Source organism: Knoellia sp. p5-6-4 (genome assembly GCF_029222705.1).
GTDB lineage: Bacteria > Actinomycetota > Actinomycetes > Actinomycetales > Dermatophilaceae > Pedococcus_A.
The window spans coordinates 379967-401954 of the sequence record NZ_JARGZF010000002.1 but is presented as its reverse complement, the minus strand read 5'-3'; the positions used below and the strand labels follow the sequence as shown (position 1 = coordinate 401954).

The window sequence follows — 21988 nt, the reverse complement described above, 5'->3', positions numbered from 1 at the left end:
CGGGGCTCGCACGCCCGCGCATCGGCATGCGCGAGCATCTCGGTGTCGTGTCAGGGATGTCGCCGAGGGCGCAGCTGAGTGAGGTGTGGACCACGGCCGGGATCGTCGGGCTGACCCCGCACGACGTGGACACGCCGCGGCCCTGCGCGACTCCCAGGTGCCACAAATGCGTCACAGCGGCCAGATCGAGGCGCCTCAGGGAGGTCGCACGGGCCGCTGACCTGCGGAAACGTGTGGTGGGGCAGGTCGGGCTTGAACCGACGACCGACGGATTATGAGTCCGCTGCTCTGACCGACTGAGCTACTGCCCCGGATGACTGCCGGCGCCGCACGGCGCCCGCGTGCGGCGATGCTATCGCGGGGTACCCGCAGGGCTCGCACGGGTGCGCGGCGCCGAGCCGGTCCCTCGGTGTACACCGATGAGGCGCAGGCGTTGCACGAGAACTGTGATTTCTCTGGTGCACATGTGGCTGTTGGTGCACAATAGGCTGCGTTGACCGCTCGCGGTTGACATGCAGAACGGTTGGACAGCAGCTGGGCCGAGAAGTGCAGAGGTCGTTGGGGAAGACGTCCCTCGCACACAGGAGGTCCCGGATGTCTGTCGCGATGCCGCGTGTCATGACTCGCGGGGTGGTGTTCATTCACTCCACCCCCAAGGCGTTGTGCCCGCACATCATGTGGGCCCTCGAGTCGGTGCTGGGCCAACGGCTCCACCTCGACTGGACCCCTCAGCCTGCCGGTGCCGCGCTGGTGCGCGCGGAGATCTCGTGGACCGGCGAGCCCGGCACCGGCGCCAAGCTCGCCTCGGCCCTGCGCGGGTGGGACAACCTGCGCTACGAGGTGACCGAGGAACCGAGCCCCGGCGCCGACGGTTCACGGTGGTCGCACACGCCGTCCCTCGGCATCCACCACACCTGGACCTCCGCCGCTGGAGACGCCGTCGTCAACGAGGACCGCCTCCGCGAGGTGATCCGGCTCGCGCAGGGCTCGCCCGAGGCGATGACCGAGATGCTCGACGAGCTGCTCGGGGTGGACTGGGACAACGAGCTCGAGCCCTTCCGGTATGCCGGTGACGGGGCCCCCGTGCGCTGGCTCCACAAGGTGGGGTGAGAACGCAGAGAGGCCCAGCGCCGGGCGCTCACTTAGCCATACCGGGCTGCCTCCGGTAGCGTGGCCGGCCGATCCGGACCGACCCGGGAGGTCATTCGTGTACACCCTCGTCGTCCTGGCCGCCGTCGCCGCCGTTGTCGGCCTGCTGGGATTCGTGCTCACCTCGAGCACCAGCGACCGCCAGAGCCGCCACCGCGCGGGAGCCGCCGCCGTGCCACGAGTGGGCGCGACCACCTTGGCCCTGGGGCTGGCAGCCCTGCCCCTGGCCTTCGTCATGGACCGCACCGAGGTGGCGTTGTCCGCGCTGACGCTGTGGTGGCTGACCCTGCCCTGGCTGGCACTCACCTCCAGGCTCAACGCGTGGGCCCACGCCGCCTGGAGCCATGGCGCGACCGGCGCCGGCGCAGGACTGGTGCTGCTGGCGTGGCAGGCGGTGACCCAGCAGCGGCCACTGGCCGCCGCCGTCGGCGTATGGGCCCTCTGGGGGCTGACCGCCGTCAGCGCCGTGCTGCTGCTCGCCTTCCTGCGCGAGGTGGCCGCGGAAGGGGGCCGTTGCAGGCTGGTGCCGCACCCCGCGTTCGGCGGCCTCTGGGCTGCCGGCGCAGCTGCGGCGCTCGTGCTGGGCATCGTGGCCCAGCCCTCGCCGAATGGGTCCACGGAGGCCAGTGCCGCGCATCAGCCCTCGGCTCCGGCCGCCACCGCACCCACGTCTCCGGGCGGCAGCCAGTCCGAGACCACGACGCAGGCCCGGCCCAGCCCAACGACCACGGCGCCCTCGCGAAGTGTCGCCACGACACCTGCGGCACGGTCCGACCAGCGGACGCAGCGACCGACGACCACGACGTCCGCGACGCCGCGCACGACGACCAGTTCGCCGCGCGCCACCAGCACGACGGGCGGGCCCACCACCGCGCGGCCGACGACCTCGTCGTCGACGACGACGAGCCCGCTCGACCTCGACATCTGGCCCACCCCGAAGAACCGCACGCACACCCCACCCGGCAAGAAGTAACCGGCCGGGCCCGCCGGGACGGTCAGGGGCAGGGCGCCTTGAAGGCAGGACGGTGCCCCACCCTGGACATGATCAGCTCGTAGTCATGGCGGGTCACCAGCTCCATCGGCAGCGCCATGACCGCCTGGTTGGTGGGCTTGATGACCAGGACGTCGCCGAAGCGGACCACGCGGTCGATCGCGGTGTAGGGGATCTCGTAGCTGATGCCCGGAGTGGTCACGCGCAGCGCGCGCGGACCGAACGAGCTCGTCAGCAGCGACCCGGTCCGGGCCTGACCCTCCACCGCCCTCCTGACCTGGCTGGCGAGCGAGAGCTCCCACCACAGGTAGGACACCGCGTAGAAGACGCAGAAGGCGGCCAGACCGACGGCGGCGATGTCGTCCGCAGACGTGGGTCCGTGCCAGATCGGCGACTGGTGGAAGAACCAGAGCAGCACGGCCGTCAGCACTGCGGCGTTCAGGACGCGCGACACCCAGGTGGTCGGGTCGCGCCGGGCGAAGGCCTTCAGGGCTGCCATCTCGCGGCCGGGCAGGGACTCGTCGGCAAAGTACCGGTTGACCCCTGCGCCCTGGTTCCACGTCACACTCACAGCCGCCTGCCCCCCTGTCCAAGCTGACTCACGCTATGGCCTGGGGAGAGGTGTCGGCCCCCAACGCCCGCAGGGTCACCCAAACGGGTGACCCTGCGGATGGGACGTCCTGGCGAGGTGGCCCGGCTAGACGCTCTTGAAGGTCAGGGCCACGTTGTGGCCGCCGAATCCGAAGGAGTTGTTGAGCGCCGCGATGTCACCGTCGGGCAGCTTGCGCGCCTCGTCCTTGACGACGTCGAGGTTGATCTCGGGGTCGAAGTCCTCGAGGTTGATCGTGGCCGGCGCCACCCGGTGGTGCAGGGCGAGCACGGTCAGCACCCCCTCGAGCGCACCGGCGGCCCCGAGCAGGTGACCGGTCATCGACTTCGTCGCGCTGACCGGCATACCGTCGGCGGCGTCGCCGAAGGCGCGCCGGATCGCGTTGGACTCCGCCACGTCGCCCACCGGCGTGGAGGTGGCGTGCGCGTTGATGTGCACGATGTCCGAGGCCGTGAGCCCGCCACGCTCGACGGCCTCGACCATCGCCCGCGAGGCGCCGGCGCCCTCGGGCTCGGGGGCAGCGATGTGGTGCGAGTCGGCGGACATGCCCACGCCGGCGATCTCGGCGTAGACCTTCGCGCCGCGCGCCCTGGCGTGCTCCTCGCTTTCGAGGACGATCACGGCCGCGCCCTCGCCCAGCACGAAGCCGTCGCGGCCCGTGTCGTAGGGCCGGGACGCGCGCTCCGGCTCGTCGTTGCGCTTCGAGAGCGCCTGCATCGCCGCGAACCCGGCGAAGGGCAGCGGGTGCACCGCAGCCTCGGTACCGCCGGCGACCACGACGTCGGCGCGGCCCGAGCGGATCATCTCCAGGGCGAAGCCCATGGCCTCGGCGCCGGACGCGCACGCCGACACGGTGGAGTGGGCGCCGGCGCGCGCGCCGAGCTCGAGCGAGACGTTGCCGGCCGGGCTGTTGGCCATGAGCATCGGCACCGCGAGCGGGAACACCCGCCGGGGGCCCTTCTCACGCAGGTTGTCCCACTGGTCGAGGAGGGTCCAGACGCCGCCGATCCCGGTACCGATGGCCACGGCGAGGCGCTCGGGCTCGACCTCGGGGCTTCCCGCGTCGGCCCACGCCTCGCGGGAGGCGATCATGGCGTACTGCGCGGACGGATCGAGGCGGCGCGTCTCGACCTTGGTCAGCACCTCGGTCGGCGGGGTCTTGATCGTGGCCGCGAAGGTGACCGGGAGCTCGTACTTCTCCACCCAGTCGAACGTCATGGGGCGGGCGCCGGAGCGGCCCGCGAGGATCGCGTCCCACGTCTCGGCCACCGTGCCGCCGAGGGGGGTGGTGGCACCGAGGCCGGTGACGACGACACGTCGGGTGGCGGTCATGGGCGGTTCTGCTCCTTCGTCGGGGTCACGAGTGGTGGGGGGCGGGGCCGCGCTGGCCGTGGGGCCAGCGCGGCCGCCGCACGCGGGGGCTCAGCTCTGGTTCTTGGCGATGAAGCTGACGGCGTCGCCCACGGTGGTGAGGTTCTTGACCTCGTCGTCGGGGATGCGCACGCCGAACTTCTCCTCGGCGTTGACGACGATCGTCATCATCGACAGCGAGTCGATGTCGAGGTCCTCGGTGAAGGACTTGTCGGACTGGACCGAGTCGGTCGACAGGCCGGTCTCCTCGTTCACGATCTCGGCGAGGCCCTCGAGGATCTCCTGCTCGCTCTGTGCCATCTTGTCTGCTCCTTGAGTGTTGCGTTGGGTGGTTGCGTCTCTGCTGTGGCCCGATACACCCGTCAGACCGGCGGGAGTCACGTCAGGGCAGGACCACGACCTGTGCGGCGTAGACCAGCCCGGCGCCGAAGCCGATCTGGAGCGCGAGGCCCCCGCGGGGCGCCGACCCCTCACGCAGCATCCGCTCGGTCGCAAGGGGGATGGAGGCGGCGCTGGTGTTGGCGGTCTCGGCGATGTCGCGGGCCACGGCGATGTCGGACGGCAGCTTGAGCTGCTTGATCATCGCGTCGATGATCCGCATGTTGGCCTGGTGCGGGATGAAGGCGTCGAGGTCCTCGGCGCGGACGCCGGCTGCATCGAGGGCCTTCTGCGCGACGGGGGCCATGCCCCAGACCGCCCAGCGGAACACCGACTGCCCGGCCATGGTGATGGCGGGGAAGTCGATCTGCTTCTCGCGCGTCTCGATCCAGCTGTCGCGCTGGGAGATCGTCTTCCACTGCGAGCCGTCCGAGCCCCACACGGTGGGGCCGATGGCCGGGGTGTCCGACGGTCCGACGATCGCGGCACCGGCGCCGTCGCCGAAGATGAACGCGCTGCCGCGGTCGTAGGGGTCGGTGAAGTCCGAGAGCTTCTCGACGCCCACGACCAGCACGTGCGTGGCGCTGCCTCCGCGAACCATGTCGTTGGCCAGCGCGATGCCGTGGCAGTAGCCGGCACACGCGGCCGAGATGTCGAACGCTGCCGCCTGGATGCCGAGGCGGTCGGCGAGGATCGGCGCCGCGGCTGGCGTCTGGTAGGGGTGGGTGACCGTGGCGAGGACGACGGCGTCGATCTGACCCGCCTCGAGCCCCGCCATGGCCAGTGCCTCGCGCGTGGCGTGCTCGGACATGTCGACGACCGTCTCGTCGGGGGCTGCGAAGCGGCGGCTGATGATGCCGGAGCGCTCGCGGATCCACTCGTCCGAGGAGTCGATCTTCTCGATCACCTCGGAGTTGGGGACGATCCGTTCCGGGCGGTAGGCGCCGACGCCCATGATGCGGGCGTGGGCCGCCCCCGTGGTGGTGACCGGGGTGCCGGTGCCCTTCGGGGCGAGAGGGGTCATGGCTCAGGCTTCCTGCTCGACAGAGGGGGAGGGGGCGGGCTGGCCGCCGTGCTCGCGGAGCATGCGCTGGGCGGCCTCGAGGTCGTCGGGGCTCTTCAGCGCGAGGGTCTCGACGCCCTTGAGGCCCCGCTTGGCCAGGCCGACGAGGGTGCCCGCCGGCGGCAGCTCGATGAGGCCGGAGACGCCGAGGTCGGCCAGCGTCTGCATGCACAGGTCCCAGCGCACCGGGTTGCTCACCTGGCTGACGAGGCGTGCGAGCACCTCGGCGCCGTCGCGCACGACCGTGCCGTCTGCGTTGGACACGAGGGCAACCGTCGGGGTGCTGGTGCTGAACCCGGCAGCCTGCCGGCCCAGGGCCTCGACAGCGGGGCCCATGTGGGTGGTGTGGAAGGCGCCCGCCACCTGGAGGGGGATGACGCGGGCCCGGGCCGGGGGGTCGGCCGTGAGCGCGGCGAGCTGCTCGAGGGTGCCCGCCGCGACGACCTGTCCGGCGCCGTTGTTGTTGGCCGGCGTCAGGCTGTGGCGCTCGAGGGTCGCGGCCACCTCGTCGGGGTCCCCGCCGAGGACGGCGCTCATGCCCGTGGGCGTCACGGCGCTGGCCGCCGCCATGCCGCGGCCCCGCTCCCGGACGAAGGCCATCGCGTCGGCGTCGGAGAGGACGTCGGCGAAGGCCGCCGCGGTGATCTCGCCCACCGAGTGCCCCGCCGTCACGGCCACCGCCGAGGCGGGGTCGACGTCACCGAAGAGGGCAGGGAGGCTGGCCAGGCCGGCCGCCACGATGAGCGGCTGGGCGACGGCCGTGTCCTTGATGGTGTCTGCGTCCGAGGTCGTGCCGTGGGCCACGAGGTCCAGGCCGGCCACCTCCGAGAGCGCCTCGAGCCGGGTGCGCACCGCGGGCAGGTCGAGCCAGGGCGTCAGGAAGCCGGGGGTCTGGGAGCCCTGTCCAGGGCAGACGATCGCGAGCACACCCCCAGCCTTCCGTCCGGGCCGTGACCGCACCGTGACCGAACGCCACCAACATCACGTGCCGGTGTTGGAGGATTCCTACAATTGCGGTGCGTCGGCGGCCGGGGCACTCTGACCCGTCCGCGGCGCGGGGCCGGCGCGGTGCGGGGGTGAGGCGAGCCGCCCCAGCGCCAGGGCGATGCGCACCGTGTGGGCGTCGTGGGCGTCGGTGAGGTCGTACCCGGTGAGGTCGGCGATCTTGCCCAGCCGGTAGCGGACGGTGTTGGGGTGCACGAACAGCAGGCGTGCCGTGCCCTCGAGGCCGTTGCCGCCCTCGAGGTAGACGGCCGCGGTCTGCAGGAGGTTGGCCCCGCTGCTGTCCGACAGGGGCCTCCAGATGCGCTCGAGCAGCTGCACGCGGGCCGCGGCGTCGCCGACGAGCACCCGCTCGGCCAGCAGGTCGTCGGCCGAGACCGGACGAGGAGCCTCCGGCCACGCGTGGGCGCACGACTGGCCCGAGAGCGCGGCACGGGCCGACCGTCCTGCGGCGAACAGGTGTGGCACCGTCGGGCCGACGACGATCGCGCCGTCGCCGAAGTGCCCGCCGAGCTCGCCGGCGGCGGCCAGCGCGTCGTCGACGTTGCCGAGGATGCACACCAGGCGTCGGCCCTGCACAGCGGCGAGCAGGTCGACCCCGAGCTTCGCCGCCGAGCGGCGCAGCCCGTCGACGACGCCCGCCGAGCCTCCCGGAGGGCTGCTGCCGGCGACCACGGCAACGCGTGTCGTGGAGCCCCACCCGAGGGCCGCCGCCCGCGACTGCATCGAGTCGTCGGCCTCCCCGCGCAGCACCGCGTCGACGACCAGCCCCTCGAGTCGGGCGTCCCACGCGCCCCTGGCCTCGGCCGCGTGCGCGTAGACCTCGGCCGCGGCGAAGGCGATCTCGCGGCTGTACCGCAGCACCGACTCGCGCAGTGCCTGCTCGCCCCCGGGCTCGGCGAGCTCGGTCGCGTGCTCCTCGACCGCGTCGACCACCGAGCGCACGAGGTCGAGCGTCTGCTTGAGGCTGATCGAGCGGGTCAGCTCCCGCGGGGCGGTGCCGAACACGTTGGCGGTCACCGGCTGCTGGCCTCCGCCGTCGCGCAGCCAGGAGATGAAGGCGGCGATGCCGGCCTGGGCGACCAGCCCCACCCACGAGCGGTCCTCGGCGGACAGGGCGCGGTACCAGTCGTGGCTGGTCTCCATCCTGCGGATGGCGGCGCTCGACAGGTCGCCCGCGCCACGCTCGACACGGCGCATCGTGGCGGCTGACACGGGCGCCTGGGCGGACGGCATACCCGCACTCTATTTGTATGCCGCCCACAACGGCGCCGTGGGCGCCGGTCAGGCTCCGGCCGCGTCCCGCCAGGAGTGCTCGGGCTCGTAGCCCAGCACACGCCGTGCCTTGTCGATGCACAGCAGGGTCTCGTGCTCGCCCAGGGTGCGGCGGACCTCGACGCCGGGGAACACCTCGGCCATCAGCTCGGCACTGGAGCGGCTCATCACGGTGTCGGCGTTGGCGATGACGAAGACGTCGGCCCCGGTGGCGTCGTGCTCCAGCGCCCGGCGCACGGCCTGGGCGCCGTCACGGGCGTCGATGTAGCCCCACAGGTTCCACCTGCGTAGCTGAGGGTCGCGGTCGAAGTCCGGGAACCGTTCGTAGTCGTCGGGATCCATGACGTTCGAGAACCGCAGGCCGACCATCTTCAGGCCCGGGTCCCACCGGCAGAACTGCCGCGCCATCTCCTCCTCGAGCGTCTTGCCGAGCGAGTAGGTCGACTCCGGCCGGGGCGTGTAGTCCTCGTCGACCGGCGCGTAGGGCGGCGGCGTGTCGAACGGCAGGCCGAGCACAGTCTCGCTGGAGGCCCAGACGACGTTGCGGATGCCGGCGGCCCGGCAGGCGGCGAAGACGTTGTAGGTCGACGGGACGTTGTTGGCGAAGGTGGTCGCGTTGGGCACCAGCCCGGGCGCGCGGATCGCCGCGAGGTGCACCACCGCCGCCACCGGTCCGTGCTCGTCGACGCCGCCGGTCAGCGCCGGCAGGACCTGTCCGTAGTCGGTGAGGTCGACGGCGAGGTACTCGCCGGGGTCGCCCTCCGGCAGCCGGCGGTCGAGGGCGAGGACGTCCCAGCTCTGGTCGCGCAGGTGGCGGACGACGGCACGTCCGAGCTGCCCGGCCGCGCCGGTGACGGCGACGCGTCGCTGGTCGGGGGAGAGGTTCGACATGTCACCCATCCTCGCGTCGCGCGAGCACGCCCGCACGGTGGGGAGCGGAACGTCCCGGCCCAGACGCAGGTATGCCGCCCGCTCAGGTGAGCGGGCGGCATACCGGGTCGTGCAGCGAGGTGCCGTCAGGCGTCGCCCCCGGCCGTGCCGGACGTGCCGGCGGTGACGTCGAGCAGCCGGTAGCGGGACGCCGCCTCGCGCGCGGCGTGGGCGTCGACCTCGCCGCGGGCGGCCAGCATCTGCAGCGCCCGCACCGCGACGGACGGGCCGTCGATGTGGAAGAAGCGCCGGGCCGCCGGACGGGTGTCCGAGAAGCCGAAGCCGTCGGCGCCCAGGGAGGCGAATTCGGTCGGCACCCACGGCTGGATCTGGTCCTGGACCTGCCGCATGTAGTCGGACACGGCCACGACCGGCCCGCGGGTCTCGCGCAGGCGCTGCGTGACGTAGGGCACCGGGACGTCCTGGTCGGGGTGGAGGAACCGCTGCTCGTCGCAGCGCAGGCCGTCGCGACGCAGCTCGTTCCAGGAGGTGACCGACCAGACGTCGGCCACGACGCCCCAGTCGCTGCGGAGCAGCTCCTGCGCCTCGAGCGCCCACGGCACACCGACACCGGAGGCCAGCAGCTGCACGCGCGGCGGCGTCTCGCCCAGGCCCTCGCTGTTGCCGGGGGCGTAGAGGTGCATGCCCTTGAGGATGCCCTCGCGGTCGACGTGCTCGGGCTCGGCCGGCTGGGCCATCGGCTCGTTGTAGACCGTCAGGTAGTAGATGACGTTCTCCGGGTTCTCGCCGTACATGCGCCGGAGGCCGTCCTCCATGATGTGCCCGATCTCGAACGCGAACGCCGGGTCGTACGTGACGACCGCGGGGTTGGTCGCGGCGAGCAGCGGGCTGTGGCCGTCGGCGTGCTGCAGGCCCTCGCCGGTCAGCGTCGTGCGGCCCGCGGTGGCGCCGATGAGGAAGCCGCGGGTCATCTGGTCGGCGGCCGCCCAGATCGAGTCGCCGGTGCGCTGGAAGCCGAACATCGAGTAGAAGACGTAGATCGGCACCATCGGCTCGCCGTGCGTCGCATAGGACGAGCCGGCCGCGGTGAAGGCCGCCAGGGAGCCTGCCTCGTTGATGCCGAGGTGCAGGATCTGGCCCTGCGCCGACTCCTTGTAGGCCAGCATCAGCTCGGCGTCGACCGAGGTGTAGTGCTGCCCGTGCGGGTTGTAGATCTTGATCGTCGGGAAGAACGAGTCCATGCCGAACGTGCGGGCCTCGTCCGGGATGATCGGCACGACGCGCTTGCCGAACTCCTTGTCGCGCATGAGCTCCTTGAGCAGGCGCACGAAGGCCATCGTCGTGGCGACCTGCTGCTTGCCGGTGCCCTTCTTCACGACCGCGTAGGAGTCGTGCGAGGGCAGCTCGAGCGGCTTGTGGTCGACGACGCGCTTCGGGAGGGAGCCGCCGAGCTTCTGGCGCAGCTCCTTCATGTACTGGATCGTCGGGTCGTCCTCACCGGGGTGGAAGTACGGCGGACGGTAGGGGTCGGCCTCGAGCTGCTCGTCGGTGATCGGCAGCTTGAGGCTGTCGCGCAGGCCCTTGAGGTCGTCCAGCGTGAGCTTCTTCATCTGGTGCGTGGCGTTGCGGCCGGCGAAGTGGCTGCCGAGGCCGTAGCCCTTGATGGTCTTGGCGAGGATGACCGTCGGCTGGCCGGTGTGCTCCATCGCAGCCTTGTAGGCGGCGTAGACCTTGTGGTAGTCGTGCCCTCCGCGCTTGAGCTTCCACCAGACGTCCTCGTCGCTCCAGTCCTTGACCATCTCGCGGGTGCGCGGGTCGCGGCCGAAGAAGTGCTCCCGGACGTAGGCGCCGTCGTTGGCGCGGAAGGTCTGGTAGTCGCCGTCGCTCGTCTGGTTCATGATGTTGACCAGCGCACCGTCGCGGTCCTGCGCCAGCAGCGGGTCCCAGCCTCGGCCCCAGACGACCTTGATGACGTTCCAGCCGGCGCCGCGGAAGAACGACTCCAGCTCCTGGATGATCTTGCCGTTGCCGCGCACCGGGCCGTCGAGCCGCTGCAGGTTGCAGTTGATGACGAAGGTGAGGTTGTCGAGCTCCTCGCCGGCGGCCAGCTGCAGCAGGCCGCGCGACTCCGGCTCGTCCATCTCGCCGTCGCCGAGGAAGGCCCAGACGTGCTGCTGGCTGGTGTCCTTGATGCCGCGGTTCTGGAGGTACTTGTTGAACTGGGCCTGGTAGATGGCGTTCATCGGGCCGAGACCCATCGACACCGTGGGGAACTCCCAGAAGTCCGGCATCAGGCGCGGGTGCGGGTAGGACGGCAGCGCGAGCGGCTTGCCGTCGACGAGGTGGCTCTTCTCCTGGCGGAAGCCGTCAAGCTGCTGCTCGCTGAGCCGCCCCTCGAGGAACGCGCGGGCGTACATGCCGGGGGAGGCGTGGCCCTGGAAGAAGATCTGGTCGCCGCCGCCCTGGTGGTCCTTGCCGCGCCAGAAGTGGTTGAAGCCCACCTCGTAGAGGGTCGCGGCCGAGGCGTAGGTGGAGATGTGGCCGCCCACCGAGATGTCGGGGCGCTGGGCGCGGTGCACCATGACCGCGGCGTTCCAGCGCAGCCAGGCGCGGTAGCGGCGCTCGACCTCCTCGTCACCGGGGAACCAGGGCTCACGCTCCGGCGGGATGGTGTTGATGTAGTCGGTCGCGGTCAGCGACGGCACACCGAGCTGCTTCTCCCGCGCACGCTGGATCAGCTTGAGCATCAGGTAGCGCGCACGGGTCCGGCCACCCTCCTCGATGGCCCCATCGAGGGAGTCGAGCCACTCCTGGGTCTCGTCTGGGTCGATGTCCGGCAGCTGGCTGGGCAGGCCGTTCAGGATGGGTCCGGCCTGATCGCGTGCGGCCACGTCGTCGGTCCTTTCTCGGGCGTCGACCGCTGGTGTGCCGAGCGGCCACCAACCATCTTCCCCCCAAAGGAGGTGGACGTCACAACCAGGGTCGGCTACTGGGTGGTACCCCGCTCTGTGCTGGGGGAACGTCCACGAGGGGAGTCGGGCCCGAGGCGCGCCGCGGCCCGGTGGGGCCGTCTCGATTGGCCAGCCGGGCGCCGAGTTCGGAATACTCGTCGCCCGTATGTGCCCTGCGACCACGATGAGACCAGAGTCGGCGCCTCCCCAGACGAGGCGCCAGCTGCGCAACCGCTTCCGCGGTGACATCGAGGGCATGCGGGCCATCGCCGTGCTCCTGGTCGTCGTCTTCCACGCCGGTGTGGGCGCGGTCAGCGGGGGCTTCGTCGGCGTCGACGTCTTCTTCGTGCTCTCCGGCTTCCTCATCACCGGGCTGCTCGTGGACGAGATCGCGCGCACCGGCACGGTCTCGCTGGCCGACTTCTACGCCCGTCGCGTGCGCCGGCTGCTCCCGCTCTCGACGCTGGTGCTGGCGGCCACCGCGCTGGCGTCCTACCTCCTGGTGCCGCCCATCGACCGCAAGGGCATCGCGGTCGACCTCGCCGGCGCCGCCCTGTGGGGTGCCAACTGGCGCTTCGCCGCCGAGTCGACCCAGTACATGGCAGACACCGACAAGAGCCCGGTGCTCCACTACTGGTCGCTCAGCGTCGAGGAGCAGTTCTACATCGTCTGGCCCCTGCTGCTGATCCTGCTGGTGGGCCGGTCCGGGCTCGCCAAGCGGGCCTGGGGTGTGGCGGTCCGCCGGATCACCCTGGCGCTCACGGTCCTCATCGCGGTCTCGCTCGTCGCCTCCTGGCAGCAGACCGAGTCCGGCAGCGCCTTCGCCTACTTCGGCCTGCACACCCGCGCCTGGGAGCTCGGGATCGGGGCGGCACTCGCCCTCGCCCGCCCGGTGCTGCCGCGCCTCCCGCGTCTGGCCGCCCACGCCGCGGCGGTGACCGGCGTCGTCATGATCGTGGGATCGGCCCTCGTCATGGACGAGGCGACGCCGTTCCCGGGCACGGCAGCCCTGGTGCCCGTGCTGGGCGCAGCCCTGCTGGTCGGCGCGGGAGCGCGACTGCCCGACCAGGGGGTCGCGCGGGCCCTGTCACACCCCGTGCTGCGCTACATCGGGCGGGTCTCCTACGCGTGGTACCTCTGGCACTGGCCCGTGCTCGTGCTGGTCAATGCCCGCTTCGGCACGCCCAGCGCGACGGGCACCGGCGCGGCACCCTGGCCGCTGGTCCTCGCTGCGGTCGCGCTGTCCTTCGCGCTGGCCGTCATCAGCCACTACCTGGTCGAGCAGCCCATGCGCAGCGCGGGCTTCCTCAAGGTCTCGAGGGGGCGCTCGCTGCGTGCCGGGGGCGCGCTCGTGGGCGTGGCACTGGTCACGAGCTGTGGCCTCGCCGTGGGGTCCACCGTCTCCGAGGAGACCGTCGTGGCCACCCCGGGCACCTCGAGCACGGCCCCGGCCGGGAAGGTCTCGCCGACCCGGCCGGAGGAGGCCCGCAAGGACTCCCCGCCGGTGGACGGCTGCTACAACGGCCATGGTGGGGCGCAGGTCCCCCCGGCGGCGAAGTGCCGGGTCGGCCCGGCCGACGGTGGCAAGCGCACGATCGCGCTGGTGGGCGACTCGCACGCGACGAACTGGCGCGCGGCGATGACCAGCGCGGCCAAGGCCAAGGGCTGGACCGTCTACTTCTTCGGCAAGGCGTCCTGCAGCATCAACGACGTGCCGGTGTGGCTCGACCAGGAGAAGACCGAGTACGCGTCCTGCACCGAGTGGCGCGAGAAGGTCATCGAGCGCCTCGCCTCCATCCCCGACCTCGACGCCGTCGTCGTGGGCCGCTACAAGAACTACGACACCCGGGTGGTGCTGCCCGACGGGTCCCTCACGACAGAGAAGACGGTCGGGCCGGTGTGGCAGGAGGGCGCCGAGCGCTCCTTCGCCGAGCTGGGGAAGATCGCCCCGCGCATCGTCGTGCTGCGCGACGTGCCCTGGCCCGGGCAGGACGTGCCGTCCTGCCTCTCGAAGCACCCCAAGGACGTCGAGCGGTGCTCGTTCGAGCGTGCGACGAACGCGCACCAGGACCAGGTGCTCTACGAGGCTGAGCGGAAGGCGGCGGCCGGCAGCAAGGGCATCGGCTTCGTCGACATGACGGATGTCATCTGCCCCACCGAGCGCTGCCAGGTGGTCAGCCCCGAGGGCCGCATCATCTACCGCGACACGCACCACCTCACCGAGGGGTTCAGCGCGTCGGCGGGCCGGGCGCTCGCCCAGCGGATCGAGGCGTCCCTCTAGGGACCGGGCGCCCGTCTGGGTCAGAGCCCGAGGCGGTGGCCGCCGGCATAAACCGTCAGGCGGGGCGGCCGGACGAACCCGACCAGCGTCATGCCCGCCTCCTCGGCCAGGTCGACGGCCAGCGACGACGGGGCGGACACCGAGGCCAGCGCAGGGATGCCGGCCATGACGGCCTTCTGCGTCAGCTCGAAGCTCGCCCGTCCACTGACGACGAGCACGTGGCCCGACAGGGGAAGCAGGCCCTCACGGCCGGCCCAGCCGACGACCTTGTCCACGGCGTTGTGGCGCCCCACGTCCTCGCGCACGGCCAGCAGCTCGCCCGCCGCCGTGAAGATGCCCGCGGCGTGCAGGCCGCCGGTGCGGTCGAAGACCTTCTGCTGCGCTCGGAGGGCGTCGGGCAGCCCCGCCACGGTCTCCGGTGACAGGCGCACCGGGTCGTGCGCCACGGCATACCGGCTCTTGGTGGTGATCGCGTCGATGCTGGTCTTGCCGCACACCCCGCAGGCGCTGCTGGTGTAGCTGCCCGAGCGCTCGGTGCGCGAGGTGTCGAGCACCGTGCCGGGCGCGAGGGTGATGTCGACGACGTTGAAGGTGGGGGAGCCGGTCTCGTCCTCGTCGAGGCAGTGCATGGCGTGGTGCACCGCATCGGCGTCGGGCACCACCCCCTCGGTCAGCAGGTAGCCGATGGCGAGGTCGAAGTCGTCGCCCGGGGTGCGCATGGTGACGTAGACCGAGGTGCCGTCCACCCGGATCTCGAGCGGCTCCTCGACGGCGAGCGTGTCCGGGCGGCTCGACACGGTCGGGCCTCCCGGCTCGTCGACCACGACCCGGGTGCTCGGCACACGCCTCGTGACCCGTCCCACGACACGCACTGTATGCCGTGGGGGAGCCATGGCCGATAGTGGAGCCGTGGACAGGGAGCAGGGGAGGGAGCCGGGCTGGGAGCCGGTGGCGCTCTACGGCGACGAGGGGCCGACGTGGCGCGGGGTCTCGCCGAAGCTGGCGACGGCGCGGTCGGTCCTGGCGTCGGTGGTGTGCGGGGTCCTGCTCGCCGCCGCCGTCGCCCTGTGGGCGGTGTCGGCGTGGTCGCCGCTGCTCGTCGTGGCGGGGGGTGCCGTCGCGGCCTGGCTGTGGCTGCTGTGGCTGGTGCGCCGCCAGGTCGCGGCGATCAGCTGGGCCGAGCAGGCCGAGGAGCTCGTCATCCGCCGCGGACGCCTCTGGCGCAGCCTGGTCAGCGTCCCCTACGGCCGGCTCCAGCTGGCCGACGTGCAGTCGGGCCCGCTGGCCCGGCACTTCGGCCTGGCCAGCGTGCAGATCCACACCGCGTCGCCCCGCAGCGGCGGCAGCATCCCGGGCCTGCCGGTCGAGGAGGCCGAGGCCCTGCGGGCGCGGCTGACCGAGCGCGGCGAGTCGCAGCGGGCCGGTCTGTGACCCGACCCGACCCCGCCCCGCCGACGGACGGCTGGCGTCGCCTGCACCCGCTCTCGCCGCTGCTGCGTGGGGGGCTCGCCCTCGTCGCGGCCGGCGCGTGGCTGTTCAGCAACCAGCTCGACTCCTGGATGGGCGCCTCGCAGGTCCCGGAGGGGCCGCCGCTGACCCTGCTCGGGGTGCTGGCCGCGGCGGGCCTGCTGATCCTGGTGCTCACCTCGTGGATGTCGTGGCGGGTCTCCCGGTTCCGGATCGGCGCGAGCACGCTCGAGGTCCGCACCGGGCTCGTGCTGCGCCAGCACCGGCAGGTCCGCTACGACCGGATCCAGGCCGTGGACCTGCGCCGCCCCCTCCTCGCCCGGCTCGCCGGGCTGTCCGAGGTGCGCGTGCAGTCGGCCGGGTCGGGATCGGACGCCCGCCTCGCCTACCTGCCGGACGCGGACGCCCACGAGGTGCGCCGCCGGCTCATGGCCCTGGCCGGCCGCGGAGACGAGCGCGCCCCGGAAGAGACGGCATCCCTCCCCGACGACCGGTCCGCGGACCAGGGCAGCCTGACGCTGGTGCGCGTGCCGGGCCGGCGGCTGCTGCAGGCGACCCTGTTCCGCGGTCGCACCCTCGCGGTGCTCGTGGGCGTGCCCACCCTGCTGTGGGCGCTGGCCACAGGGCGCGGCGGAGTCGTCGCGGTCGTCGGCCCCGCCCTGCTGGCCTTCGGCGGCAACACGGTCCAGGAGCTGGTCCGCGAGTGGGAGTTCCGCCTGCAGCGCGACCACGACGGCATCCACGTCAGCCGCGGGCTGACCGAGCTGAAGACGAGCAGCGTGCCCGTGCACCGTGTCCAGGCGGTCGCCGTCCGGCAGCCGGTGCTCTGGCGGGCACCGGGCTGGTGGCGCATCGAGGTCAACGTCGCCGGCGTCGGCGAGGGAAGTGACGACGGAGCCACCGTCCTGCTGCCGGTGGGGACCGTGCAGGAGGCCCTGACGACCCTGCGGGTGCTGCGACCGGACGGCGACGTGAGCGCCGCGCTGGCCGGCATGACCGGCGCGGGCGTGGCAGCGCCGGAAGGGGAGGGTGGGCTCCCACCCGGCAGCACGGCATACACGGTGGCGCCGCAACGGGCGGTGTGGCTCAGCCCGCTGGTCCGTCGGCGGCACGGGTATGCCGTGACACCCGACGCGCTGCTCGTGCGCGGCGGACGGGTGCGCCGCTTCGTGGAGGTCGTGCCCCACGCCCGGGTGCAGTCGCTGCGGCTGCGGCAGGGACCGCTGCAGAGGCGGCTGGGGCTGGCGACGGTGGAGGTGCTGACCACCCCCGGGCCCGCTCGGCCACGCGCGCGACACCTCGACGCCGGCGAGGCCACCCGGCTTCTGAACACTCAGGTCGGCCGCTCCGGCCGGGCGCGGGAGCGGGTGCGGTGAGGCCGGCCCTGCCCAAGGGATGGCCAAACGGGTGGGAATCTCGGCAATCGGTTGCGCGAAGGGCCTAGAACCGGGTGGACTGTGCGGCACAGGTCCAGAAGCGAGGACGGAGAAGGGTGTGAGTACCTCCGCGCAAGCGGCGGCGCCGGGGAGTGCGGCGGGCAAGCTGGGTTTCACCGTGGGGCAGGTCATCCAGGAGTTCGGCTACGACTCCGATGTCGATGACGACCTGCGCTTCGCCATCGAGGACCTCACGACGAACGAGCTCGAGGACGAGGACTACGGAGACGTCGCGGATGCCGCCATGATCTGGTGGCGTGACGACGACGGCGACCTCGTCGACATGGTCGTGGACGCCCTCACCAACCTCGCCGACCACGGCTTCATCGTCGTGCTCAGCCCCAAGGCGGGTCGTTCGGGCCACGTCGACGCCAGCGACATCGAGGAGGCCGCCACGACGGCGGGCCTGCACACCTCGGGCACGGTGAACGCCTGCGAGGACTGGACCGCCACCAAGCTGGTCGCCCCCAAGTCGGCGCGGCGCTGAACCGGCTGGCACACTGGCCGGCATGACGCAGACGACCCACCCGACGGCGCTCGCCGTGGGCGCCACCGCTCCCGACTTCACCCTGAAGGACCAGAACGGCCAGGACATCTCGCTGTCGGAGTTCCGGGGCCAGAAGAACGTTGTGCTCGTCTTCTACCCCTTCGCCTTCTCGGGCATCTGCACCGGTGAGCTGTGCGAGATCCGCGACGACCTCGGGTCGTTCGTCTCCGACGACGTGCAGGTGCTCGCCATCTCGTGCGACCACATGTTCAGCCAGCGCGCCTGGGCCGACAAGGAGGCCTACTTCTTCCCGCTGCTGTCCGACTTCTGGCCGCACGGCGAGGTCGCCCAGGCCTACGGCGTCTTCAACGACAGGGCCGGCGCAGCGCTGCGCGGGACCTTCCTCATCGACCGCGAGGGCACCGTCCGCTGGAGCCTGGTGAACCCCATCGGCGAGGCGCGCGACTTCTCCGGCTACCACGAGGCCCTCAAGCAGCTGGCGTGAGGCCGTGCTGACAGAATGACCCACCACACCCGGCGGGCCGGCCCGTGCCTGCCCACCCGGGGCCTGTAGCTCAGTTGGTAGAGCACCGCGTTTACACCGCGGGTGTCGTCGGTTCGAGCCCGGCCGGGCCCACGTGCAGCACCAGCAGCCGACCCTGGCCGACGTCGTCGGCGCCCTGGAGGGCCTCTACCCGCCCTCGACCGCGCAGTCGTGGGACCAGGTGGGCCTGGTGGCCGGTGACCCCGCCCAGCCCGTGCGCCGCATCCATTTCGCGGTCGACCCCACCCTCGCCGTGATCGAGGAGGCCCGGGAGTGCGGTGCCGACCTGCTGGTCACCCACCACCCGCTGCTCCTGCGGGGCGTGCACAGCGTCGCGACGACCACCGCCAAGGGCGCCAGCGTCACGAGCCTGGTCAGCGGGGGCGTGGCGCTCTACGTCGCGCACACCAACGCCGACATCGCCTCGCCCGGAGTCTGCGACGCGCTGGCCGCGGCGTGCGGGCTCACCGCCCTCGAACCCCTGGCCGACGTCGAGGGGCAGCCCCTCGGCCGGGTGGGCATGCTGCCGGGCCCGACATCGCTCGCCGACTTCGCCACTTCCCTGTGTGCCACCCTGCCCCGGGCTGCGGGCGGCATCCGGGTGGCCGGGCCCCCCGACGCGACGGTGCGACGAGTTGCGGTCGTCGGTGGGGCCGGCGACGACATGTTCGAGCACGTCCGCACCAGCGGCGCCGACGTGTACGTCACCGCCGACCTGCGCCACCACCCGGTGCTCGAGGCGCGGGAGGAGTCCCGTGGCGGGCCGCCCTACCTCGTTGACGCCGGCCACTGGGCGACCGAGTCGGTGTGGCTCACCAGTGTCGAGGAGAGGCTGCGGGCGGCACTTGCCGAGCTCGGGGACGCGGGCACTACGGTGGAGACCCACATTTCCAGATTGCGCACCGACCCGTGGGACTTCGTGGTCGGGGCCGAGGCTCCCGGAGGTACGTCCTGAAAGCCGACCCGTCCCGCCAGTGGCGACTGCTCGACCTGCAGGCCATCGACACCCGCCTGGACCAGATCGCCCACGCGAAGAAGACGCTCCCGCAGATCGCGACCCTGAAGGACCTGCACACGCAGGCCGAGCTCCTCGACACCGAGCTCGTGCGGGTCCGCACCGAGCTCAGCGACGTGCAGCGCGAGGTGGCGAAGGCGGAGGCCGACGTGCAGCTCGTGCGCGACCGTGCGGCCCGCGACCAGGCTCGGCTCGACTCGGGCACCGGGACCGCCAAGGACCTGCAGGCCCTCCAGCACGAGATGCAGTCCCTCGCCCGGCGGCAGGCCGAGCTCGAGGACGTCGAGATCGAGATCATGGAGCGGGCCGAGGCGGTCGAGACCGAGCTGGCGCGGCTGGAGGGCAAGCACGCCGAGCTGTTGGGCAAGCTCGAGGAGGCCCGGGCAGCCCACGACTCCGCCGTGGCCGACCTCGAGGCCGAGGCGGTGCGCGTGGCAGCCCCCCGGGCGGACGTCGTGGCCGGGGTGGGTGAGGACCTCGTCGCGCTCTACGAGAAGGTGCGGGCTGCCAGTGGCGGCCTGGGCGCGGCTGCCCTGAGCCACCGGCGCTGCGGCGGTTGCCAGCTCGAGCTGAACTCCGTGGACATCAGCCGCATCAAGGCGGCCGCGGCCGACGAGGTGCTGCGCTGCGAGGAGTGTCGCCGCATCCTCGTGCGCACCGCCGAGTCGGGCCTCTGACGGGCGTGGGCCGCACACTCGTCGTCGAGGCGGACGGGGGCTCGCGGGGCAATCCGGGAGTGGCCGGCTGGGGCGCCGTGGTGCTCGACGGCACGAGCCGCGACCTGCTCCACGAGGGCTGCGCGCCACTGGGCCAGGCCTCCAACAACGTCGCCGAGTACACCGGCCTCATCGAGGGACTGCGGGCCGCGCAGGGCATCGACCCTGCGGCGGACATCCGGGTGCGGATGGACTCCAAGCTCGTCGTCGAGCAGATGTCGGGCCGCTGGAAGATCAAGCACGAGGACATGAGGCGCCTGGCGCTGGTGGCCCGTGACGTCGTGGCCGAGATCAGCCGCGCGGGCGGGTCCGTGACCTTCGAGTGGATCCCCCGCGAGAAGAACAAGCTCGCCGATGCCCTGTCCAACCGCGGCATGGACGGCGTGACGCTCAGCCGCCTGGTCGCGACCGAGGAGGGCACGCCCGACACCAGCGTCGCAGAGGCCGTCGACGAGGTGGTCGACCCGGCGCCCTCGGGCACCTCGGCCCCGGTCGGGGTGGGCCCCGACCTCGGCACCCCGACCCGGATCCTCCTCGTGCGCCACGGCGTCACGGACTTCACCGCCGAGGGCCGGCTCGACGGCCGCGGCGGCGCAGACCCCTCGCTGAACGCCTCCGGGCGCTCGCAGGCCGCGGCGGCCGGCCGGGCAGCGGCCCACCTGCTCGGTGGCGCCCCGGCCCGGTTGGTGACCTCGTCGCTGACCCGCGCCGTCGAGACGGGGGCAGCCGTGGCCGAGGCCACCGGTCTCGAGCCCGAGGTCGACCCCGACTGGGACGAGCAGAACTTCGGCGACTGGGACGGAGCGAGCGTCGCCGACCTCGTGCGGGAGGACCCGCAGGCCCTGCAGGCGCTGCGCAACGACCCCGGCTACGCCCGGCCCGGGGGAGAGACGCACGAGCAGATGGCCAAGCGGGTGCTGGCCGCCTTCGAGCGCTGCGTCGCCGCCGGCGGCATCACGGTGGTGGTCTGCCACCGCAAGCCGATCATGACCGTGCTGGCGCACCTGCTGAAGATGCCGCACGAGACGATCTGGCGGCTGGCCGCGGCCCCGGGGTCGCTCACTGCGGTGGAGGTCTGGGCCGACGGCAACGCGTCGGTGGCCTTCACCAACCGCACCTGACGGGGCCTGGACGGCGCGTCAGGCGTCGAGGACGTGGACGACCACGGGCTGGTCGGCGTTGTTGGTGAACCCGCCGAGGTTCCAGCGGGGTGCCAGTGGCTGCTCGCGCCCGGTGTCGTCCCGGGCGCGGGCGCGCAGCACGTGGGTGCCGCGGGTCGCGGTCCACGGGAGCGAGAACCGGCGCCATGCCCAGCGGTGGTCGCCGGGCTCGACCTCGGCCTCGACCCAGGTGTCCCCGTCGTCGGTGCTGACCGACACTGCCACCACCGGGCCCCAGCCCGACCACGCCCTGCCGGTGAGGGTGACCGGCCCGGGCCGGAGGATGCGCTCGCGCGTGAGGAAGTCGGGGTCACCGGGCGGCACCAGCAGGGCGCGGGGCTCGATCCGGGTGACCGGGTCGCCGGGCTCGTCGGGCTCCTGCCGCAGCCGGTAGCCGACCGCGTTCTGGTAGCCGTCGTAGGCCTCGTCGAGGACCCGGATGTGCACGAGCCACTTCACGTGGGCCATGCCGTACCAGCCGGGCACCACGAGGCGCACCGGAAAGCCGTGCTGGGGCGGCAGGGGGGCGCCGTTCATCTCGTAGGCGACCAGCACGTCGTCGGCGGTCGCGTCGGCCAGGGAGAGGCCTCGCTCGTAGTCCTGCTCGAGCCCGCGCTCGAAGCCGTGGTCGGCCCCCGTGAACGCGACGTCGACCGCCTGGCCGGCGGGAGAGGCGTCGCGCAGCAGGTCGGCCAGCGGCACGCCGGTCCACTCGGCCGTCCCCACGGCGCCGGCCAGCCACGGCTGGCTGACCGGGCGCGGCGCGAGCGCCGCCCGTCCGTTGCCCGCGCACTCGAGCGTCACGCGCACGGTGTGGGCGGGCATCGAGCGCAGCGACTCGAGGTCGAGCTCGAGGGGGCGCTCGACGCAGCCGTCGAGGCGCAGTCGCCAGGTCGCCGGGTCCACCGCGGGGATGTCGTAGTGCGTGAGGACGTAGTGCAGGCCAGGTGGCGTGAGGTCGTCCCGCAGGGCCTCCTGCGGCATCGCGTGGTTCCGGCTGGCGAGCAGCAGCTCCTCGAGGCTGATGCCCTCGCCCGGCCCGGCGACGCGCCCCGGTTCGAGGCGGCTGGGAGTGACTGCCATGGTGACCACCTCCGCCCCTCGAGCGTACGCCGGGAGGCGAGGACGGGGGAGGGGGCCAGCGCCGTCCACGACGTGGGCCGACAGTCTCGGCATGTGGCCACTCGCCTAGGCTGGTCGC

The 21988-nt window shown here is 72.5% G+C and carries 20 protein-coding genes and 2 tRNA genes; 11 read left to right on the top strand and 11 right to left on the bottom strand.

Translation table 11 applies throughout. The features are described from left to right. Window positions 1-234 precede the first annotated feature (234 nt). Window positions 235-311 (bottom strand) — tRNA-Ile (locus P2F65_RS13355). Between the two features lie 283 nt (window positions 312-594). On the opposite strand from P2F65_RS13355, the gene P2F65_RS13350 reads away from it, so the two are divergent. Continuing rightward, the gene (locus P2F65_RS13350) at window positions 595-1110 is read left to right on the top strand and encodes a DUF3145 domain-containing protein (RefSeq protein WP_275808518.1); all 516 of its coding nucleotides are present in this window, start codon (window positions 595-597) and stop codon (window positions 1108-1110) included. A 97-nt stretch (window positions 1111-1207) separates the two neighbouring features. Further along, window positions 1208-2122 carry a hypothetical protein gene (locus P2F65_RS13345; protein WP_275808515.1) on the top strand — a complete coding sequence of 305 codons (915 nt, stop codon included), beginning with the start codon at window positions 1208-1210 and terminating at the stop codon, window positions 2120-2122. Between the two features lie 22 nt (window positions 2123-2144). On the opposite strand, the gene P2F65_RS13340 is transcribed toward P2F65_RS13345, so the two are convergent. From P2F65_RS13340 to aceE, 8 genes are all read right to left on the bottom strand, one after another. After that, on the bottom strand, window positions 2145-2705 hold the full coding sequence (locus tag P2F65_RS13340) for a hypothetical protein (protein ID WP_275808512.1): 561 nt from the start codon (window positions 2703-2705) through the stop codon (window positions 2145-2147). 132 nt (window positions 2706-2837) lie between these two features. Continuing rightward, window positions 2838-4082: a beta-ketoacyl-ACP synthase II gene (fabF, locus tag P2F65_RS13335; RefSeq protein ID WP_275808509.1), complete on the bottom strand. Its 1245-nt coding sequence runs from the start codon at window positions 4080-4082 to the stop codon at window positions 2838-2840. Between the two features lie 90 nt (window positions 4083-4172). Further along, a complete protein-coding gene (locus P2F65_RS13330; RefSeq protein ID WP_275808506.1) occupies window positions 4173-4421 on the bottom strand; it encodes an acyl carrier protein in 249 nt (82 codons plus the stop codon). A gap of 82 nt (window positions 4422-4503) precedes the next feature. Next, window positions 4504-5523, bottom strand: a complete 1020-nt coding sequence (locus tag P2F65_RS13325; protein WP_275808503.1) for a beta-ketoacyl-ACP synthase III — start codon at window positions 5521-5523, stop codon at window positions 4504-4506. A gap of 3 nt (window positions 5524-5526) precedes the next feature. Then, the gene (locus tag P2F65_RS13320) at window positions 5527-6489 is read right to left on the bottom strand and encodes an ACP S-malonyltransferase (protein WP_275808500.1); all 963 of its coding nucleotides are present in this window, start codon (window positions 6487-6489) and stop codon (window positions 5527-5529) included. Between the two features lie 78 nt (window positions 6490-6567). After that, entirely contained in the window at window positions 6568-7800 is a 1233-nt protein-coding gene (locus tag P2F65_RS13315) for a helix-turn-helix domain-containing protein (RefSeq protein ID WP_275808497.1), read from the bottom strand. A 48-nt stretch (window positions 7801-7848) separates the two neighbouring features. Beyond that, on the bottom strand, window positions 7849-8730 hold the full coding sequence (locus tag P2F65_RS13310) for an NAD(P)-dependent oxidoreductase (RefSeq protein ID WP_275808494.1): 882 nt from the start codon (window positions 8728-8730) through the stop codon (window positions 7849-7851). Between the two features lie 125 nt (window positions 8731-8855). Next, the gene (aceE, locus tag P2F65_RS13305; RefSeq protein ID WP_275808491.1) at window positions 8856-11621 is read right to left on the bottom strand and encodes a pyruvate dehydrogenase (acetyl-transferring), homodimeric type; all 2766 of its coding nucleotides are present in this window, start codon (window positions 11619-11621) and stop codon (window positions 8856-8858) included. A 244-nt stretch (window positions 11622-11865) separates the two neighbouring features. Here aceE and P2F65_RS13300 point away from each other — a divergent pair, with 244 nt between their 5' ends. Then, the gene (locus P2F65_RS13300) at window positions 11866-13962 is read left to right on the top strand and encodes an acyltransferase family protein (RefSeq protein WP_275808488.1); all 2097 of its coding nucleotides are present in this window, start codon (window positions 11866-11868) and stop codon (window positions 13960-13962) included. Window positions 13963-13982: 20 nt separating this feature from the next. Here P2F65_RS13300 and fdhD read toward each other — a convergent pair whose 3' ends face one another. Then, on the bottom strand, window positions 13983-14825 hold the full coding sequence (fdhD, locus tag P2F65_RS13295) for a formate dehydrogenase accessory sulfurtransferase FdhD (RefSeq protein WP_275808486.1): 843 nt from the start codon (window positions 14823-14825) through the stop codon (window positions 13983-13985). A 46-nt stretch (window positions 14826-14871) separates the two neighbouring features. On the opposite strand from fdhD, the gene P2F65_RS13290 reads away from it, so the two are divergent. The 8 genes from P2F65_RS13290 to P2F65_RS13255 all read left to right on the top strand — a co-directional run bounded on the left by P2F65_RS13290 (window position 14872) and on the right by P2F65_RS13255 (window position 20748). Continuing rightward, window positions 14872-15393, top strand: coding sequence for a PH domain-containing protein (locus P2F65_RS13290; protein WP_275808483.1), 522 nt, complete (start codon window positions 14872-14874; stop codon window positions 15391-15393). Next, window positions 15390-16805: a PH domain-containing protein gene (locus tag P2F65_RS13285; protein ID WP_275808480.1), complete on the top strand. Its 1416-nt coding sequence runs from the start codon at window positions 15390-15392 to the stop codon at window positions 16803-16805. The genes P2F65_RS13290 and P2F65_RS13285 overlap by 4 nt, the downstream gene beginning before the upstream one ends. A gap of 118 nt (window positions 16806-16923) precedes the next feature. Further along, entirely contained in the window at window positions 16924-17352 is a 429-nt protein-coding gene (locus P2F65_RS13280; protein WP_275808477.1) for a DUF3052 domain-containing protein, read from the top strand. A 22-nt stretch (window positions 17353-17374) separates the two neighbouring features. Beyond that, window positions 17375-17857: a peroxiredoxin gene (locus P2F65_RS13275; RefSeq protein WP_275808474.1), complete on the top strand. Its 483-nt coding sequence runs from the start codon at window positions 17375-17377 to the stop codon at window positions 17855-17857. A 59-nt stretch (window positions 17858-17916) separates the two neighbouring features. Next, window positions 17917-17989, top strand: a tRNA-Val gene (locus P2F65_RS13270). Between the two features lies 1 nt (window position 17990). Then, window positions 17991-18851 carry a Nif3-like dinuclear metal center hexameric protein gene (locus tag P2F65_RS13265; RefSeq protein WP_275808471.1) on the top strand — a complete coding sequence of 287 codons (861 nt, stop codon included), beginning with the start codon at window positions 17991-17993 and terminating at the stop codon, window positions 18849-18851. Continuing rightward, the gene (locus tag P2F65_RS13260; protein WP_345803700.1) at window positions 18806-19588 is read left to right on the top strand and encodes a C4-type zinc ribbon domain-containing protein; all 783 of its coding nucleotides are present in this window, start codon (window positions 18806-18808) and stop codon (window positions 19586-19588) included. Before P2F65_RS13265 ends, P2F65_RS13260 begins: the two co-directional genes overlap by 46 nt. A gap of 5 nt (window positions 19589-19593) precedes the next feature. Continuing rightward, window positions 19594-20748, top strand: coding sequence for a bifunctional RNase H/acid phosphatase (locus P2F65_RS13255; RefSeq protein ID WP_275808468.1), 1155 nt, complete (start codon window positions 19594-19596; stop codon window positions 20746-20748). An 18-nt stretch (window positions 20749-20766) separates the two neighbouring features. Here the strand turns inward: P2F65_RS13255 and P2F65_RS13250 are convergent, their stop codons facing one another. Next, a complete protein-coding gene (locus P2F65_RS13250) occupies window positions 20767-21870 on the bottom strand; it encodes a sulfite oxidase (protein WP_275808465.1) in 1104 nt (367 codons plus the stop codon). Window positions 21871-21988: the final 118 nt, after the last annotated feature.